We start from the raw sequence: 17,735 nt of genomic DNA on the forward strand, positions 1-17,735 counted from the left end.
GTTATCAGCCTTCGATCTCAATCAGGATCTCACCCGGGTTGACCCGGTCGCCCTTGGCCACATGAACAGCGGTCACCTTGCCGGCAATCGCGGCCTGCACTTCGGTTTCCATCTTCATGGCTTCGGTAATCAATACAGCCTGGCCGGCCTTGACCACATCGCCTTCCTTGACCAGCACGTCGACGATATTGCCCGGCATCGCCGTGCTGACATGGCCGGGTTCGGTGGCGTGCTTGCGCTTGCTACCGCCGCTGCTGACGAACTCGTTGAGCGGCTCGAACACCACTTCTTCCGGCATACCGTCGATGGACAGGTAGAAGTGGCGTTTGCCTTCAGCCTTCACGCCGACACCGGTGATGTCTACACGGTAGCTTTCGCCGTGCACGTCGATGACGAATTCGGTCGGCACGCCTTCACCACCGGCACGGGCCACACCGCCTGCCTCCGGAATCGGCAGCAGGACTTCAGGGGCCAGGGTGCCTGCGTCGCGTTCTTCAAGGAATTTGCGCCCGATATCCGGGAACATGGCGTAGGTCAGCACGTCTTCTTCGGACTTGGCCAACGCGCCGATTTCACCGCGCAGCTTGGTCATTTCCGGCTTGAGCAAATCAGCCGGGCGAACGTCGATGACCTCTTCGCTGCCGATGGCCTGACGGCGCAGCTTTTCGTTCACAGTGCCCGGGGCCTTGCCGTAGCCGCCTTGCAGGTAGAGCTTCACTTCGTTGGTGATGGTCTTGTAGCGCTCACCGGCCAGCACGTTGAAGAACGCCTGGGTGCCGACGATCTGCGACGTCGGGGTCACCAGCGGCGGGAAGCCGAGATCTTCACGTACACGCGGGATTTCGGCGAGTACTTCGCTCATGCGATTGAGAGCGCCCTGCTCTTTCAACTGGTTGGCCAGGTTGGAAATCATCCCGCCCGGTACCTGGTTGACCTGCACACGGGTGTCGACCGCCGTGAACTCGCTTTCAAACTGGTGGTACTTCTTGCGTACCGCGTAGAAGTACAGGCCAATTTCCTGCAGCAGCTCCAGGTCCAGGCCGGTGTCGAACTCGCTGCCTTTAAGGGCGGCGACCATCGACTCGGTGCCCGGGTGGCTGGTGCCCCAGGCGAAGCTGGAGATGGCGGTGTCGATATGGTCGGCACCATTTTCGATAGCCTTGAGTTGGCACATCGCAGCCAGGCCCGCGGTGTCGTGGGAGTGGATAAAGATCGGCAGGTTCTGCTCGGCCTTGAGCGCCTTGACCAGCTCGCCAGTGGCATAAGGAGTCAGCAGGCCGGCCATGTCCTTGATCGCGATAGAGTCGCAACCCATGGACTCCAATTGTTTGGCCTGGGCCACGAATGCATCGACGGTGTGCACCGGGCTGGTGGTGTAGGCGATGGTGCCCTGGGCATGTTTGCCGGCAGCCTTGACCGCTTCGATGGCCACGCGCAGGTTACGCACGTCGTTCATGGCGTCGAAGATGCGGAACACATCGATACCGTTGACGGCAGCCTTGGCCACGAAGGCCTTGACCACATCGTCGCTGTAATGGCGGTAGCCCAGCAGGTTCTGGCCACGCAGCAGCATTTGCAGGCGCGTGTTAGGCAGCGCGGCGCGCAGTTTGCGCAGGCGCTCCCACGGGTCTTCTTTCAAAAAGCGCACGCAGGCGTCGAACGTTGCGCCACCCCAGACTTCCAGGGACCAGTAGCCGACTTTGTCGAGCTTGTCGCAGATCGGCAGCATGTCGTCGGTGCGCATACGAGTGGCCAGCAACGATTGATGGGCGTCGCGCAGGATAGTGTCGGTTACGAAAATCTTCTTGCTCATTCTTATATTCCTCACAGGCCTGCGTGGGCGGCGATGGCGGCGGCGATGGCCAGGGCCAGCTCTTCGGGTTTGCGCTTGATCGAGTAGTTGGTCAGCTCAGGGTGGCTTTCCACGAAACTGGTGTTGAACTGGCCGCTGCGGAATTCCGGGTTGCGCAGGATTTCCTGGTAGTAGGCGGCAGTGGTCTTCACGCCTTGCAGGCGCATGTCGTCCAGGGCACGCAGGCCGCGGTCCATGGCTTCTTCCCAGGTCAGCGCCCACACCACCAGTTTCAGGCACATGGAGTCGTAGAACGGCGGGATGGTGTAGCCGGTATAGATCGCCGTGTCGGTGCGCACGCCGGGGCCGCCGGGTGCGTAGTAACGGGTGATCTTGCCGAAGCTGGGCAGGAAGTTGTTCTTCGGGTCTTCGGCGTTGATACGGAACTGCAACGCAAAGCCACGGTGCTGGATATCTTCCTGCTTGACCGAAAGCGGCAGGCCCGAGGCGATGCGAATCTGCTCGCGGACAATATCGATGCCGGTGATTTCTTCGGTGATGGTGTGTTCCACCTGCACCCGGGTGTTCATCTCCATGAAGTACACCTCGCCCTCGGCGAGCAGGAACTCCACGGTACCGGCGTTCTCATAGCCCACGGCCTTGGCCGCACGCACCGACAGGTCGCCGATGTAGGCGCGCTGTTCAGGCGTCAATTGCGGGCTGGGGGCAATTTCGATCAGCTTCTGGTTGCGACGCTGGATCGAGCAATCGCGTTCGAACAGGTGCACCACGTTGCCAAAGCTGTCACCCAGGATCTGCGCTTCGATGTGCTTGGGATTGACGATGCATTTTTCCAGGAACACTTCCGCCGAGCCGAACGCCTTGGTGGCCTCGGAAATGACGCGGGGGAAGGCTTGTTCAAGTTCTTCGCGACTGTTGCAACGACGGATACCGCGCCCGCCACCACCGGAAGTGGCCTTGAGCATCACCGGGTAACCAATGCGGTCGCCTTCGGTCAGCGCTTCGTGGATATCCGCGACGTTGCCTTCGGTGCCGGGAGTGACCGGCACACCGGCCTTGATCATGCTGCGGCGCGCTTCGGTCTTGTCGCCCATGCGGCGAATCACTTCGGCCGAAGGGCCAATGAACTTGATGCCGCGCTCGGCGCAGATATCCGCCAGCTCGGCATTTTCCGACAAGAAGCCGTAGCCGGGATGCAGCGCGTCGCAACCGGTTTCCACCGCCAGGTTCACCAGCTTGCGCGGGTTGAGGTAGCCGGCCAGGGGCTCGGCACCAATGCTGTGGGCTTCGTCGGCACGTTTGACGTGCAACGCGTGGCGGTCGGCGTCCGAGTAAACCGCGACCGAGCGAATGCCCATCTCGGCGCAGGCGCGCACGATTCGTACGGCAATTTCACCACGGTTGGCGATCAGGATCTTTTTTATCACTTGGAAATTCCCTTGAGCCGATTGCTGCGTTCTTCGACCCGCTTGAGGTGGGTCGGCGCGTGACCAAATGTTTCATGACAGTCGCGAGACACACACTAAGCCCGCCAAGGGATTAACAAAAATCAATAATTATTGGGTCATGCATAAGGAAAGACTTATAGTTGCCGGTATGGCCAGGGCCGAGAGGGAATAAATAATGCGTAAGTCGTTGATGAGGCTGACATTAAGGCAACTTCAGATCTTTCATGAGGTGTGCGATTTGCGCTCTTACAGCCGTGCCGCCGAGGAAATGTCCCTCACGCAACCGGCCGTCAGCCTGCAAATCCGCCAGCTGGAAGAACTGATCGGCCAACCGCTGTTCGACTACGTCGGCAAGAAGCTCTACATGACCGAGGCCGCCGAAGCCCTGCAACGGGCCAGTCGCGATATTTTCGGGCGTCTGGAAAACCTCGATATGCAGCTATCGGATATGCAGGGCTCATTGCAGGGCCAACTGAAGCTGGCGGTGGAATCGAGCGCCAAGTACTTCGTGCCGCACCTGTTTGCGGCTTTCAAGCGCCAGCACCCGGAAGTGCAACTGCACCTGACCGTGGTCAATCGTGCCCAGGTAATCCGCAGGCTTTCGGATAACCGCGATGATCTGGTGATCATGTCCATGGTGCCCCAGGACATGGGCCTGGAATTCCTGCCGTTTCTCAATAATCCAATTGTCGCGGTGGCGCTGCCGGATCATCCGTTGAGCCTGCAAGGGCCGCTGCGCCTGCAAGACCTGGAGCCTTACACGCTACTTATCCGCGAGCCGGGTTCCGGCACGCGGCTGGCGTGCGAAGAGTACTTCAAGGAAAAACGCGTGCACTTCACACAGACCGTGGAAGTGGCCTCGGCCGAGGCGCAACGAGAGTGCGTGGTCGCAGGTTTGGGTGTGGCGCTGCTGACGCGCCACGCCTTGAATCTGGAACTGGCCACCGGCGGGCTCAAAGAGCTGCCGGTGGAAGAACTGCCGCTGTACCGCAGTTGGTGCCTGGTGCAGGCCAAGGCCAAACGCCTGTCACCGGTGGCCCATGCGTTCCTGGGCTTTATCCGCAGCGAACGGGTGCAGATCAGCGCACTGGCTGAGCGTTTCGCTGGGCAGCCACGGGTGCCTGCCAATGGAGTTCCGGGTAGTCACTGATGCTCTGGAGCAACTGGCGCTCTTCGCAACGGTCTTCGATGGCGCGACGGAACGCCATGCGGCGCTGGTCTTCCTGCTGACGACGGGTCTTGACGGTGCTGTTGCTGTCTTCGTAATGCCGAGTCATGTGGAGTCTCCCAATGCGAGTACGGGGGAGTACAGGATGGGCGCGACGGATGACGGGGGGATGACAGCCTCATGAAGATTCTGGATGCATGGAGAATCTAATGTGGGAGGGGGCTTGCTCCCGATAGCGGAGTTTCAGTCACAGACTCATTGACTGACCTACTGCTATCGGGAGCAAGCCCCCTCCCACATTGAGTTCTGTGTGCAGGTATTTAGTCGTCGAGGGCTTTGACGGACTTGGGTGACAGACGCAGGCTGCGCAAACTGCGTTTAACGCTCTTGAGGTGGTTGACCAGACTCGGGCCGCGAGCCATCGCCACGCCCATCGCCAACACGTCGATCACCACCAGGTGGGCAATACGCGAGGTCAGCGGTGTGTAGATTTCGGTGTCTTCATGCACGTCGATCGCCAGGTTAACCGTGGACAGCTCCGCCAATGGCGTCTGGCTCGGGCACAGGGTGATCAGCGAAGCGCCGCTTTCACGCACCAGGTTGGCGGTGATCAGCAGGTCTTTGGAGCGACCGGACTGGGAAATACAGATGGCCACGTCAGTGGGCTTCAACGTCACTGCCGACATCGCCTGCATGTGCGGGTCGCTGTAGGCCGCGGCCGTCAGCAGCAGACGGAAGAATTTGTGCTGGGCATCGGCAGCCACCGCGCCGGAAGCGCCAAAGCCATAGAACTCGACGCGCTGGGCCTGGGACATCGCGGTCACAGCCTTTTGCAGCTCCACCGGGTCGAGCTTCTCGCGCACTTCCATCAGGGTGTGCAGGGTGGTGTCGAAGATTTTCAGGCTGTAGTCGGCGACGGAGTCGTCTTCATGGATGGCAAACTGGCCGAAGCTTGCGCCGGCCGCCAGGCTTTGCGCCAGCTTGAGTTTCAAATCCTGAAACCCGGAGCAACCAATGGCGCGGCAGAAGCGCACGATGGTCGGCTCGCTGATACCCACGCTGTGAGCCAGATCGGCCATGGAACTGTGCATCACGGCCGCAGGGTCAAGCAGCACATGATCGGCAACCTTGAGTTCCGATTTGCGTAACAGGTGGCGCGACTGGGCGATATGTTGCAACAGGTTCAAAGGGCAGGACTCTTGTTATTGGCAGGTGCCAGGGATGTAGCAAGCTTGTAGTTATACTACAAGAATTGTCGTTTTGCCCGTTCGATGCATCACTAAATCGCCCTGCTCCCCTCTGGTTTCAGCAGGCAGACGCCATGTAGCCATAAAGGCGGCCAACGCGGCGTTAAGAAAAATCTGCATTTTTGCGTAACAAATCCGCCAGCCCTTCGGCGTGCATTGGCGGGCTGATCAGATAACCCTGCACCTCATCGCACTGTTCACCGCGCAGAAAATCCAGCTGCTGCTGATCCTCCACGCCCTCGGCCACCACCTTGAGCGCCAGCCCATGGGCCATGGCGATGATCGCCCGCGTGATAGCGGCATCCTCACGCGCCTGACCGAGACCACGGATAAAGGCCTGGTCGATCTTCACGTAATCCACAGGAATACGCTTGAGGTAACTGAGGGACGAATAACCGGTGCCAAAATCGTCGATGGCCAGCTTCACCCCCAGGTCACGCAACTGCTGGAAAGTGGCGATGATGTGCTCAACGCTATCGAGCAACTGGCTTTCGGTGAGTTCCAACTCAAGGTATTGCGGGTCCAGCCCGGTCTCTTCCAGAACCTGACGCACCAGGCTGACCAGCTTGCCCTGACGCAGCTGATGCACCGACAGGTTCACCGACACGCGAATCGGCGCCAGCCCCTGGCGCTGCCACTCGCAAGCTTGCCGGCACGCCTGGCGCAGCACGAACTCTCCCAACGGCACGATCAAGCCGGTTTCTTCAGCCAGGCCGATAAAGTCCCCCGGCGGCACCATGCCCCACTGCGGATGCTCCCAGCGAATCAGCGCCTCGGCGGCATTCAGCTTGCCGGTCGCCAGGCACAACTTCGGCTGGTAGAACACGCTCAGATGGCGCTCCTCGATCGCTTTGCGCAGGTGGTTTTCCAACTGCAGACGCTCCAGGGTGCTGGCTTGCAAACTGTCGGTGTAAAACTGGAAATTATTGCCGCCCAGATGCTTGGCGTGCTGCATGGCCATATTCGATTGGCTGACCAACGCAGAGATCTCCCGCGCATTATCCGGCAGCAAGCTGACCCCCATAGAAGCACTGACCACCAGTTCGTGCCCCTCCACCGTTACCGGTACCCGCAGTTTCGCCAACAGCCGCGTCGCCACGCGCGCCAGGCTCGACAAATTGCCGTAGGCATCGAACAGCACCGCGAACTCATCGCCGGACAAGCGCGCAATGGTGTCGGCTTCGGGCAGCGCATTGATCAAACGCCGGGCCATTTTCTGTAACAACTGGTCGGCCACTTCATGGCCCAGGCTGTCATTGAGCAACTTGAAACGGTCCAGGTTTATATGCAGCAGCGCCAGGCTGCGCCCGCCCTGGCGCACGCGTTGATGGGCTTCGTGCAGCCGTTCGCGAAACAGCGAACGGTTGGCCAGGCCGGTCAGCTCGTCATAGTGAGTAAGGTAGCGCATACGTTCTTCGGATTCGCGCCGTGCCGACAGATCGGCGAAAAAGCCTACAATATGACTGACGTTTCCCCGAACATCGCGCACCACATTCAATTGCAGCCACTGCGGGTAGAGCTCGCCGTTCTTGCGCGTTTCTACCAGCTCGCCCTGCCAGGTGCCATGGCTGAGCAGGGCCTGGCGGATCATCGGGAAGTGGCGCCGCGCATCGCGACTGCTGGGCAGCTCCACGACATTGCGACCAAGCATGTCGTCGATGTCAAAACCGGTGACACGGCTGAACGCTTGGTTCACCGCGATCAGCGCGTACTCGGGATCAAGGATCACGATGCCTTCGCTGGCCGCCTCGAACACCGTCGAGGCGAGCCGTTGCTGTTCTTCCAGCGCCTTGCTGGCACTGATGTCGCGGCGCGTGCCGAGCATCCGCACGACGCGGCCATTGGGCGCACGTTCTACCGCACGCCCACGGTCCTGGATCCACATCCAATGTCCATCGCCATGACGTATCCGGTATTCCACCTGATAATCCTCACTGCGACCTTTCAAGTGCTCCACTAGCGCGTGCTTGAGCAATGGCAGGTCGTCGGGGTGCAGGCGCGGCTTGAGGTGGCTGAGCATCGCCTTGACGTATTCAGGCTCCAGGCCGAACAGCTCCTTGAGCTGAGTGTGATGGACTTCGTCGGTTTGCAGGTTCCAGTCCCACAGGCCCAGTTCACTGGCTTGCAGGGCCATGGCCAGGCGCGCTTCGCTGGTATTGAGGGCGAGGCTGGCGGCATCCAGTTCCTGGCTGCGTTGCGCCACGCGGTCTTGCAGGCCGATTTGGGCTTCGCGCAGGTCCTGCTCGACCTGGCGGCGCTGCTCGACTTCACGCACCAGCTCCAGGTTCAGCTGCTCACTGCGCTGCCGGGCCTGCTGCAGGTGCTCGATCAGGGCCTGGTTCTGGAAGCGACGCAACAGCCCGCGCTGGATCAAGCGGTTGACCTGCCACGCCACCAGGCTCAGGGACGCCAGCAGGATCAGGCCAAGCACGCCCCAGCCCTGCTGCTGTGGGGTGCCATTGCAGAAAAGATAAATAATGGCCGGCAACAGGCAGGGCAAGGCAAATGACAGGAAGGCCCAAAGGCTCACGGCATAGGCCACGCTGGCCGACAAGGTAGCGGCGCCGATCAGGCCGAACACCCAGGCCTGATGCATGAAACTGTCGGCGGGTACCAGGGCGATGGCGGCAATGGACAGGGTCAGGCCGCTGACCGCTGAGCCGAGCATGAACATACGCCGCCACACCGGTTGGGCCTGGCGGCTGGGCATGGCCGAATCAAAAGCCGCCACCTGGATCACGCGCATCGCCACCAGAGCGAGTAACCAGAGCAACCAGAGACTGTCGAGCAGGTAGTGCTCGGGATTCCACAGCAACCAGGCGCAGACCAGGCCATTGACCAGCATCAGCAGCGTCGGCAGCAACGAGCCCTGATACAGCAGGCGTGTGCGCTCGACCGCCATTTGGGTTGCATAGTGTTTGCGGATGACCTGCGCGGGCGCCACTGAGGGGCCAAACAGATCAGTGCTAAGGGTCATAGGCGATGTTCTTATAATGGTGAGCCCGAAACGTCGACGGAGCATACACAAGCAAGCGCCTGGGCCAAACTGCCCCACGTCATAAAAAACCGCCTGCAATGGGCCGCAAACCTTTGGCCCAGACAGCTCGAGCAAGACGCGGCGCGGGCTGCGGCCCATGACCAACCGGTCATCCCGCACGACAGAATTTTGCCCGCTGGGTGGTGTGCGAAGTGTTTTGCGTCGACCACCGGGCATTGGGATTTGCCCGAGCCCCTTTAGGCCCATAGAATGCGTCGATGCGCGATGATCTCTCTCTTTTGCTGAACTCCCTCAACGATGCCCAACGCCAGGCCGTAGCGGCCCCCGTTGGCCGTCAGTTGGTCCTGGCCGGTGCTGGCTCCGGTAAAACCCGAGTGCTGGTGCACCGTATCGCCTGGTTGATCCAGGTCGAAAACGCGTCCCCGCATTCCATCCTGTCGGTGACCTTCACCAACAAGGCCGCTGCCGAGATGCGCCATCGCATCGAGCAGTTGATGGGCATCAGCCCGGCCGGCATGTGGGTGGGTACCTTCCACGGCCTGGCGCACCGCCTGTTGCGAGCCCATTGGCAGGAAGCGGGGCTGAGCCAGACCTTCCAGATCCTCGACAGCGATGACCAGCAACGCCTGGTCAAACGGGTGATCCGCGAACTGGGCCTGGATGAACAACGCTGGCCGGCGCGTCAGGCCCAGTGGTTTATCAACGGCCAGAAAGACGAGGGCCTGCGCCCGCAACATATCCAGGCCAGCGGCGACCTGTTCCTGGCCACCATGCGCAGCATTTATGAAGCCTACGAGGCGGCCTGCGTACGCGCCGGCGTGATCGACTTCTCCGAACTGTTACTGCGCGCGCTGGACCTGTGGCGTGACAACCCCGGTTTGTTGGCCCATTACCAGAAGCGCTTCCGCCACATCCTGGTGGACGAGTTCCAGGACACCAACGCCGTGCAGTACGCCTGGTTGCGCCTGCTGGCCAAGGGCGGCGACAGCCTCATGGTGGTGGGTGATGACGACCAGTCGATCTACGGCTGGCGCGGCGCGAAAATCGAGAATATCTATCAGTATTCCGAGGACTTCCCGGACGCGGTGACCATCCGTCTGGAGCAGAACTACCGCTCCACCGCCGGGATCCTCAAGGCCGCCAACGCCTTGATCGCCAACAACACCGGGCGCCTGGGCAAAGAGCTGTGGACCGATGGCGGCGAAGGCGAAGCGATCAACCTGTATGCCGCGTTCAACGAACACGATGAAGCACGCTACGTGGTGGAAACCATCGAAAGCGCGCTGAAAACCGGGCTGGCCCGTAGCGATATCGCGATTCTGTACCGCTCCAACGCCCAATCGCGGGTGCTGGAAGAAGCCTTGCTGCGCGAGCGTATCCCGTACCGCATCTACGGCGGCCAGCGTTTCTTCGAACGTGCCGAAATCAAGAACGCCATGGCCTACCTGCGCTTGCTCGAAGGCCGTGGTAACGACGCGGCGCTGGAGCGGGTGATCAATATCCCGGCCCGCGGCATTGGCGAGAAAACCGTTGAAGCGATCCGCGACCATGCACGCCATGCCGATGTGTCGATGTGGGAAGCCATGCGTTTGCTCATCGCCAACAAAGGCTTGACCGGCCGTGCGGCCGGGGCGCTGGGTGTGTTTGTCGAGCTGATCGAGAACCTGGCCGCCAAGTGCGCAGAAATGCCCCTGCACCTGATGACCCAGACCGTGATCGAGCAGTCCGGCCTGATCGCCTACCACGAGGCGGAAAAAGGCGAGAAAGGCCAGGCCCGGGTAGAAAACCTTGAGGAACTGGTCAGCGCTGCCCGCGCCTTTGAAAACACCGAGGAAGATGAAGAGCTGACGCCGCTCGCCGCCTTCCTGGGTCATGCATCACTGGAAGCCGGCGATACCCAGGCCGATGAGCATGAAGACAGCATCCAGTTGATGACCTTGCACAGCGCCAAGGGCCTGGAATTCCCCTATGTGTTCCTGGTGGGCATGGAAGAAGGCCTGTTCCCCCACAAGATGAGCCTGGAAGAGCCCGGCCGCCTTGAAGAAGAGCGCCGCCTGGCCTACGTGGGCATTACCCGGGCAATGCAGAACCTGGTGATGACCTACGCGGAGACCCGGCGCCTGTATGGCAGCGAGACCTACAACAAGGTGTCGCGTTTCGTACGTGAAGTGCCGAAAGGCTTGATCCAGGAAGTGCGCCTGTCCAACAGCGTCAGTCGCCCGTTCGGGGGCGGCCAGCAGCAGAACTCCAGCACTATGTTTGCCGGTTCCGAGATTCCTGAAACCCCGTTCAGCCTTGGCCAGCAGGTCAAACATGCGATCTTCGGCGAAGGTGTGATCCTCAATTTCGAAGGCGCCGGTGCACAGGCCCGGGTGCAGGTGAACTTCGCCGAAGGCAGCAAGTGGCTGATGATGGGTTACGCGAAGCTCGAAGCGGTCTGAAGCGAGCTGTTTGTGGCGAGGCAGCTCGCCCGTTTTTTGGGGCTGCTGCGAAGCCCAGCGGGAGCAAGCTCCCTCGCCACAAGAAACACTGCGTAACATGAAGATTATTGGCCCACCCTTGTTTTAGAAGAGCACGGGCCAATATCTGTAGTTAGTCCTACAGACCCTTCGGATTTGGTCTTACGCAAAAGCCCGAAACATTATGCCGCTAGCCACTGCCACGACACCTGTGCAACATGGCGCGCGTGCAATCCACAAATGGGAATTCCCTTTATGAAACGTTTTCTTAGCATCGCCATGGCGTTGTGCATCGGCTTGACGATGAGCCTGGACGCCAACGCCAAACGCTTCGGTGGCGGCAAAAGCTCTGGCGCAGCGCCGACTCACCAAACCAGTCAAATGGCTCCCTCCGCCGGTGCCGGCGGTGCTGCCGCAACTGCGGGTGCAGCCGGTGCGGCTGGCGCTGCTGCCAAGGCCGGCGGTGCTTCGCGCTGGTTGGGCCCTCTGGCCGGTATCGCCGCCGGTGGCCTGCTCGCGTCCATGTTCATGGGCGGCGGCTTCCAGGGCATGCAGATCTTCGACATCCTGATCCTGGCCGTCATCGCTTTTGTGATCTTCCGCTTTATCGCTGCCCGTCGCCGCAAGCAGCAGGAGCACCTTGCTCCAGCCGGCGCGCCGATGCAGCGTGAAGTGTTCGAGCAGAAGCCAGCCATGGGTTCGATCTTCGGTGGTTCGGCAGCACCTGCCGCCGCCCGTCCGGTGATCAATGCTCCGGCCTGGTTCAACGAAGAGCGTTTCGTCGAAGCGGCCCGCAGCCACTTCCAGTCCCTGCAACAGCACTGGGACGCTAACGAAATGGACAAGATTGCCGAGTTCGTGACTCCGCAACTGCTGGAGTTCCTCAAGCGCGAACGCGCCGAGATCGGCGATGCGTTCCAGTCGACCTACATCGACGACCTGCGCGTACAGCTTGAAGGTGTGGATGATCGTGCCGACAAGACTATCGCCACCCTGACCTTCAGCGGCGTGTCGAAGTCGTCGCGTTTCGACCAGGGCGAAGTGTTCAGCGAAAGCTGGAACATGGAACGTGCTCAGGGCGAGAACCAGCCATGGCTGGTCGCCGGTATCCGCCAGAACAGCTGATACTCACGCGTTTGAGCAAGCGGTAACAAAAACCCCGGACATGTCCGGGGTTTTCTATTTCACGGTTGCACTTATAGCGAGCTACTGTATAAAACGCCCCTATAAACCGCGCCATCTAGCAAGAGGATCCCGGCCGTGGAAGAAATCATCGAACAATTGCGTGAAGCCAACGAACCGGTCCCGGTTCCTTTGGAGCTGCCTGACGAAGACCAACTGGTGGAAGTTGAAGAACAGCTGTTCATCAATATTCCGTTCGTCTTTAAGGAATTCCTGCTGACCGTCAGTGATGTGGTGTACGGCAGCTTGGAGCCAGTGACCATTACTGACCCGGGCTCCCATACCTACCTGCCTGAAGTGGCTGCAAACGCCTGGGACCTTGGTGTACCTCGTGAGCTGATCCCAATCTGCCAAGACGGTGACGACTACTACTGCGTCGAAGAAGACGGCACCGTGGTGCTGTGGTCTGGCGAAGAAGAAATCGTCACCGAAGAATCCTGGGAATCGGTGTGGCACTGGGCGCGGGACGTCTGGCTGGAAAGCTGAGTCCCACACCCAACCTTTAGTGCTCCGGCGTATCCTTGTGGTTATCTAATGTTTCCAACAAGGCCACCTGCATCCGCGTATGCACCCGGATAAACCAGCGCCAGAGCACCGCAGCCACTGCCGCCGTGACCACGGCGATCAGCACCAGCAACTTGTTGGTCGGCAGAATGCTGGCCGACAAGGCTGCCAGTAGCAGGAAGATCACCAGCAGCGAGAGCAGCGGAATCAGCTCCGCGATCACCCTTCGCACACGCTGGGTATGCCGCCCGGCCATCTCCGGCTTCACACTCATCTCGGCCAGCAACATCGACAGTGCCTTGAGCTTGCGATACGCCGCAATCAGGAACGGCAGCGACAACAGCAGCGCCCCGCCCCAGATCAACGCCTTCTGCCAGCTCTGATCACTGATCCAGCCTTCCAGATACCCGCCGATGCGCGCCGCGAAAAAACTGCCGGCGAAGAAGATCGCGATCACCAGTGCCAGATTCACCCCGACTTGCAGGATGATCTTGCGGATCATCGACGCCAGCATTGCACCCTCGCCCTGGGGCTGGATGCTGCGCAGCCATTCGCCATACAGTCCGAATACCCGGCTCATGCGCTTGGGCATTACCGCTGCGATCTTCAACGACAGCGGGTCAGCCCCGCGAATCAGGTAGGGGGTGAGCAAGGTCGTGATTGCCGAAACAGCCACGGCCACCGGGTACAGGAAGTCGCTGGTCACCTGCAAAGTCATCCCCAGCGCTGCGATGATGAAAGAAAATTCGCCAATCTGTGACAGCCCCATACCGACCCGCAACGAAGTACGACCATCATTGCCCGCGATAAAAGCGCCCAGGCCACAGGAGAGCATTTTGCCCAGTACCACAGCCACGGTGATCACGGCGATCGGCCACGCGTATTGCAGCAAGATCTGCGGGTCGATCATCAAGCCAATTGCCACAAAGAAGATCGCGCTGAACATGTCGCGAACGGGTTCGATCAAGCGCTCAATCTTAATCAACTGACGGGATTCAGCCATGATCGCGCCAATCAGGAAGGCGCCGAGCACCATGCTGTACTCCAGCTTCACCACCAGCAGGCAGAAGCCGAAACACAGGCCCAATACGGTGATCAGCAGCATTTCGTTGCTTTCAAACTTGGCTACGTAGGCCAGCAGGCGCGGCACCAGCAAAATGCCGATCACCAGCGCGACGATCATGAACAGTGAGAGTTTGCCGACCGTGGAGAACACTTCGCCTGAGCTGACCGTGCCACTGACGGCGATGCTCGACAGCAGGGCAATGATGCCGATGCCGAGAATGTCCTCGACGATCAATACCCCGAAAATCAGCTGGGCGAAACGCTGGTCTTTCATCTTCAGGTCATTGAGGGCCTTGACGATGATGGTGGTCGAGGAGATCGCCAGGATCGCGCCGAGGAACAGCGAGTCCATGGTGCTCCAGTCGAACCAGCGGCCAATCTCATAGCCGATCCAGATCATCAGGACGATTTCCAGGAAGGCCGCGATAAACGCCGTGGCGCCCACCTTGAACAGCTTGCGCAGGCTGAACTCCAGGCCCAGGCAGAACATCAGGAAAATCACCCCTAGCTCAGCCAGGGTCTTGATCGTGTCTTCATCGTGGATCAGGCCAAACGGCGGGGTATGCGGCCCGATAATAAAGCCAGCGACGATGTAGCCGAGCACCACCGGCTGCTTGAGGCGGTGAAACAGGATGGTCACAACCCCTGCCACCAGCATGATCACGGCCAGGTCCTGGATAAAGCTGATGGCGTGCATGGCGAGGGACTCCTTGAGGTACCAGCGCTTTTCCCACTTCCGGCCGCCTTTGTACGGTCGCAAAGAGCGGAAGGAAAAGTCTGCCTTGATCGTAAGAAATGCCCTGAGATGGGCTTTTGAAGGTTAACACCGCGACTTCTGCTGAAAAGCCGGTGCAATATATGGAAACAGATCGATGCACGCGTGACGGCAAGCTGCCCACCAGCGTCCCGTTAGGGATGGCGCTGCAAAGACTCCAGCACCCGCAGAGGTGCCCTCCCCCCAACCAATGCCTACAACCCGTGAGTGTGCTATGGAACCCGGAAACGCCCAGCTGTCGATGACGGTACTGATGACCCCTGACATGGCCAACTTCTCAGGCAATGTCCACGGCGGCACGCTGCTCAAGTACCTCGACGAAGTGGCCTACGCCTGCGCCAGCCGTTATGCCGGTCGTTATGTGGTCACGCTGTCGGTGGACCAGGTGATTTTTCGCGAACCGATCCATGTCGGTGAACTGGTGACTTTCCTCGCGTCGGTCAACTACACCGGCAATACGTCGATGGAAGTGGGCATCAAGGTGGTGACCGAGAACATCCGTGAACGCTCGGTGCGCCATACCAACAGCTGTTTCTTTACCATGGTGGCCGTGGACGACCAGCGCAAACCTGCCGCCGTGCCGCCGCTGCAACCGCAGAACAGCGAGGACAAGCGCCGCTTTGTGCAGGCCCAGCAGCGTCGGCAGATTCGTCAGGAGCTGGAAAAGCGTTACCGGGAGATCAAAGCCGACGCGCCGTAATTTGTAAACCCACGGGCTCCCTGTGCTTACAAACTGATCGGTGTGGCTTCGAAGCGCACACGAGGGTGGGCAATACGGTCCTGGGCCCGCACCAGTTCCAGTTCATAACTGGCGCAGGCCTGGGTCTCCAGTAGCACTTCATGCACCGCTGCGGCGGTGAATTCAAAGGCTGCCACCAGGCTATCGCCCAACAGCACCCGCGCCAGGAACAGGCCCGACGTCAGGTCGCCCACGCCCACCGGCTGACGCGGGAACGCCAGCAGTGGCCGACGCAAGTGCCAACTGCCCTCAGCCGTCACCAACAGCATTTCAAAACCTTCCGGCAGTTTGCCTGGGTAATCCAGGTGCTTGACCAGCACCGCTTTGGGCCCGCGGGCCAGCAACGCCTTGGCCATGGCCAGGCAATCAAACAGCGATTGCGGCTTGCGCCCGGCAAAGCTGTCCAGTTCCAGTTGGTTGGGGCACAGGAAATCTGCCATGGCCGCAGCCTCATCGAGCAGGAAATCGCTGACCTCCTGGGGCACGATGCAACCCTTTTCCGGGTGGCCCATCACCGGGTCGCACAGGTACAGCGCCTTCGGATTGATCGCTTTGATACGGGCCACGCCGCTAAGGATTGCACGGCCCTGATCGGCGCTGCCCAGGTAGCCGGACAGCACCGCGTCACAGTTGCCCAGCTCACCAATCGCGGCAATGCCTTCTACCAGGGCCGGAATTTGCTGCGGCGCCAACACTTCGCCCGCCCACTGTCCATACTGAGTGTGGTTGGAGAACTGCACCGTATTGAGCGGCCAGACATTCACTCCCACACGCTGCATGGGGAACACGGCGGCGCTGTTTCCGGCGTGGCCAAAGACCACATGAGACTGGATCGCAAGCAGATGAGGTGTGCGTTTCATGCGGGAGATTTCCGTAAAGCCGTTGAAATTCTGGCCGCGCAGTATGCGACTAAACGCAGCCTGTACGACAGACCGGCGACGCAGTTAAGCTGCTCTCACTTTGTTGGAGTTCATGGAATGCTGACCCTGGGAAACATCTTCGTGCTGATGCTGCTGGCGACTGGCGCCGCCTGGGTTTGGCACAACCACGGCCTGCGTGAGCGGGCACTGGAGCGGGTCAAGCAGCATTGCGCCAAGCTTGATATCGAATTGCTCGATGGTGCGGTTGCGCTCAAACGCATTGGTTTCGTCAAGGATGCCAATGGCCGGCGGCGCCTGGCACGCGTCTATAATTTCGAATTCACCGTGACCGGGGAGACCCGCCATGCCGGGACGATCACCCAATTCGGCGCCCACAGTGCGCAGATCGAACTGGCACCCTACCCGTTCGAAGCCAAGGAGCCACTGCCTAGCGCCGAAGTGATCGAATTGAGCCAATGGCGCCAGGACCACGCCACCAAGAACCGTCAGTAGCGGCAGGCTGCCAGCGCCGCCTGCAATGCGGCCACGTCCCGTGGTTCGCTGAAGATCAATTCGATACGTGAATCCCGTCGCCATTCGCTAGGTTGCCAGGTTAAAACGCTGTTATCCACAGCGTTGGCCGAGACCCAGTCTTCGCCGCTGTGGATAACCAGTTTGGCACGATGCCAGTCGAGGCTTGATAGCCAGCGATGCAGACGGCTGACATCAAATTGCTGGCTGGGGTGCCATCGCCAGCCGATACTCCACCCCCCCTCCTGGCCCTGGCTCAAACAGATGGGCAAGGCAGGATCGCTCCAGATGGCCGGCATTTGCGCGAGGCCTTCAGGCGCCGCCAAGTTATCCACAGCCGCTTGGGCCTGCGCATTCAAGCCCGGCAACTGGTCGATTGGCAGCTGAGCCTGGCGTGTCCAGTAAATCGCGCAATCGGGTAACTGCCGTTCAATCGCCTGACGCTGCGCGGCATTCAGGGCCTCATCCTTGTTCAACACCAGCAGGCCAGCACTTGCCAGCGCCGCTTGCTGCGCCTGCGGCAAGGGCTTGCCTGCTGCCAACGCCTGGGCATCCAGCACCAGCACGCTGGGCTGCACGGCCAGCACGTCTTGCCATGGCGCTTCCCGTAGTTGTTTGAGCAACTGCGCGGGATGACCCAAACCCGAAGGTTCGATAAACAGCCGATCCGGTTTGGCCTTACGCAGCAAACGGCCCAGGCCTACCTGGAACGGTGCACCATTCACACAGCACAGGCAGCCACCCGCTACCTCGCCCAAGGCGACGCCGTCAGCGTCTTGAGTCAACAAGGCAGCGTCCAGGCCGATCTGGCCAAATTCGTTGATCAGCACCGCCCAACGCTCGTTGGCCGGGCGCTGAGCGAGCAGGTGCTTGATCAGGCTGGTCTTGCCGGCGCCCAATGGGCCGGCAATCACATGGGTTGGTATGTTCTGCAACATTGGAAACA

Annotated in this window: 14 protein-coding genes; 6 read left to right on the forward strand and 8 right to left on the reverse strand. The window is 60.3% G+C overall.

All coding sequences use genetic code 11. The features are described 5' to 3' along the window. Positions 1-4: 4 nt before the first annotated feature. The gene (gene oadA, locus LJX92_RS26660; RefSeq protein ID WP_032878657.1) at positions 5-1,813 is read right to left on the reverse strand and encodes a sodium-extruding oxaloacetate decarboxylase subunit alpha; all 1,809 of its coding nucleotides are present in this window, start codon (positions 1,811-1,813) and stop codon (positions 5-7) included. An 11-nt stretch (positions 1,814-1,824) separates the two neighbouring features. Further along, positions 1,825-3,240, reverse strand: a complete 1,416-nt coding sequence (locus LJX92_RS26665) for an acetyl-CoA carboxylase biotin carboxylase subunit (RefSeq protein ID WP_003195732.1) — start codon at positions 3,238-3,240, stop codon at positions 1,825-1,827. Positions 3,241-3,436: 196 nt separating this feature from the next. Between LJX92_RS26665 and LJX92_RS26670 the strand changes: the two genes are divergently transcribed. After that, a complete protein-coding gene (locus tag LJX92_RS26670; RefSeq protein ID WP_032878656.1) occupies positions 3,437-4,411 on the forward strand; it encodes a LysR family transcriptional regulator in 975 nt (324 codons plus the stop codon). Here the strand turns inward: LJX92_RS26670 and LJX92_RS26675 are convergent. The 3 genes from LJX92_RS26675 to LJX92_RS26685 form a co-directional block, all read right to left on the reverse strand. Continuing rightward, entirely contained in the window at positions 4,341-4,538 is a 198-nt protein-coding gene (locus tag LJX92_RS26675) for a PA3496 family putative envelope integrity protein (protein WP_078822668.1), read from the reverse strand. The two genes, LJX92_RS26670 and LJX92_RS26675, sit on opposite strands and share 71 nt — an antisense overlap. A 211-nt stretch (positions 4,539-4,749) precedes the next feature. After that, positions 4,750-5,616 carry a transcriptional regulator HexR gene (hexR, locus tag LJX92_RS26680; RefSeq protein WP_003177007.1) on the reverse strand — a complete coding sequence of 289 codons (867 nt, stop codon included), beginning with the start codon at positions 5,614-5,616 and terminating at the stop codon, positions 4,750-4,752. 163 nt (positions 5,617-5,779) lie between these two features. Continuing rightward, positions 5,780-8,653, reverse strand: coding sequence for an EAL domain-containing protein (locus LJX92_RS26685; protein WP_032878655.1), 2,874 nt, complete (start codon positions 8,651-8,653; stop codon positions 5,780-5,782). A 278-nt stretch (positions 8,654-8,931) separates the two neighbouring features. Between LJX92_RS26685 and uvrD the strand changes: the two genes are divergently transcribed. From uvrD to LJX92_RS26700, 3 genes are all read left to right on the forward strand, one after another. Beyond that, entirely contained in the window at positions 8,932-11,115 is a 2,184-nt protein-coding gene (gene uvrD, locus LJX92_RS26690) for a DNA helicase II (RefSeq protein ID WP_032878654.1), read from the forward strand. A 273-nt stretch (positions 11,116-11,388) separates the two neighbouring features. Next, positions 11,389-12,258, forward strand: a complete 870-nt coding sequence (locus LJX92_RS26695; RefSeq protein WP_032878653.1) for a Tim44 domain-containing protein — start codon at positions 11,389-11,391, stop codon at positions 12,256-12,258. Positions 12,259-12,393: 135 nt separating this feature from the next. Beyond that, positions 12,394-12,801 (forward strand): SMI1/KNR4 family protein, encoded by a 408-nt coding sequence (locus LJX92_RS26700; protein ID WP_032878652.1) that lies wholly within the window; start codon positions 12,394-12,396, stop codon positions 12,799-12,801. Positions 12,802-12,817: 16 nt separating this feature from the next. Here LJX92_RS26700 and LJX92_RS26705 read toward each other — a convergent pair whose 3' ends face one another. Next, positions 12,818-14,581 carry a cation:proton antiporter gene (locus tag LJX92_RS26705; RefSeq protein WP_005792568.1) on the reverse strand — a complete coding sequence of 588 codons (1,764 nt, stop codon included), beginning with the start codon at positions 14,579-14,581 and terminating at the stop codon, positions 12,818-12,820. Between the two features lie 292 nt (positions 14,582-14,873). Between LJX92_RS26705 and LJX92_RS26710 the strand changes: the two genes are divergently transcribed. Beyond that, positions 14,874-15,359, forward strand: a complete 486-nt coding sequence (locus LJX92_RS26710) for an acyl-CoA thioesterase (RefSeq protein WP_003195747.1) — start codon at positions 14,874-14,876, stop codon at positions 15,357-15,359. Positions 15,360-15,385: 26 nt separating this feature from the next. Here the strand turns inward: LJX92_RS26710 and pdxY are convergent, their stop codons facing one another. Further along, positions 15,386-16,258, reverse strand: a complete 873-nt coding sequence (gene pdxY / locus LJX92_RS26715) for a pyridoxal kinase PdxY (protein ID WP_032878650.1) — start codon at positions 16,256-16,258, stop codon at positions 15,386-15,388. 117 nt (positions 16,259-16,375) lie between these two features. On the opposite strand from pdxY, the gene LJX92_RS26720 reads away from it, so the two are divergent. Then, positions 16,376-16,771 carry a DUF3301 domain-containing protein gene (locus LJX92_RS26720; protein WP_005792570.1) on the forward strand — a complete coding sequence of 132 codons (396 nt, stop codon included), beginning with the start codon at positions 16,376-16,378 and terminating at the stop codon, positions 16,769-16,771. Here the strand turns inward: LJX92_RS26720 and LJX92_RS26725 are convergent. Next, a complete protein-coding gene (locus LJX92_RS26725; RefSeq protein ID WP_103734118.1) occupies positions 16,765-17,727 on the reverse strand; it encodes a CobW family GTP-binding protein in 963 nt (320 codons plus the stop codon). The two genes, LJX92_RS26720 and LJX92_RS26725, sit on opposite strands and share 7 nt — an antisense overlap. Positions 17,728-17,735: the final 8 nt, after the last annotated feature.

It is taken from the genome of Pseudomonas sp. HN8-3, from assembly GCF_020790195.1.
GTDB lineage: Bacteria > Pseudomonadota > Gammaproteobacteria > Pseudomonadales > Pseudomonadaceae > Aquipseudomonas > Aquipseudomonas synxantha_A.

What these genes read in the sequence shown, in the direction of transcription:
- oadA (WP_032878657.1), bottom strand. Translation starts at nt 1,813, where the DNA reads ATGAGCAAGAAGATTTTCGTAACCGACACTATCCTGCGCGACGCCCAT.
- LJX92_RS26670 (WP_032878656.1), top strand. Translation starts at nt 3,437, where the DNA reads ATGCGTAAGTCGTTGATGAGGCTGACATTAAGGCAACTTCAGATCTTT.
- LJX92_RS26675 (WP_078822668.1), bottom strand. Translation starts at nt 4,538, where the DNA reads ATGACTCGGCATTACGAAGACAGCAACAGCACCGTCAAGACCCGTCGT.
- LJX92_RS26685 (WP_032878655.1), bottom strand. Translation starts at nt 8,653, where the DNA reads ATGACCCTTAGCACTGATCTGTTTGGCCCCTCAGTGGCGCCCGCGCAG.
- uvrD (WP_032878654.1), top strand. Translation starts at nt 8,932, where the DNA reads ATGCGCGATGATCTCTCTCTTTTGCTGAACTCCCTCAACGATGCCCAA.
- LJX92_RS26695 (WP_032878653.1), top strand. Translation starts at nt 11,389, where the DNA reads ATGAAACGTTTTCTTAGCATCGCCATGGCGTTGTGCATCGGCTTGACG.
- LJX92_RS26705 (WP_005792568.1), bottom strand. Translation starts at nt 14,581, where the DNA reads ATGCACGCCATCAGCTTTATCCAGGACCTGGCCGTGATCATGCTGGTG.
- LJX92_RS26710 (WP_003195747.1), top strand. Translation starts at nt 14,874, where the DNA reads ATGGAACCCGGAAACGCCCAGCTGTCGATGACGGTACTGATGACCCCT.
- pdxY (WP_032878650.1), bottom strand. Translation starts at nt 16,258, where the DNA reads ATGAAACGCACACCTCATCTGCTTGCGATCCAGTCTCATGTGGTCTTT.
- LJX92_RS26720 (WP_005792570.1), top strand. Translation starts at nt 16,376, where the DNA reads ATGCTGACCCTGGGAAACATCTTCGTGCTGATGCTGCTGGCGACTGGC.
- LJX92_RS26725 (WP_103734118.1), bottom strand. Translation starts at nt 17,727, where the DNA reads ATGTTGCAGAACATACCAACCCATGTGATTGCCGGCCCATTGGGCGCC.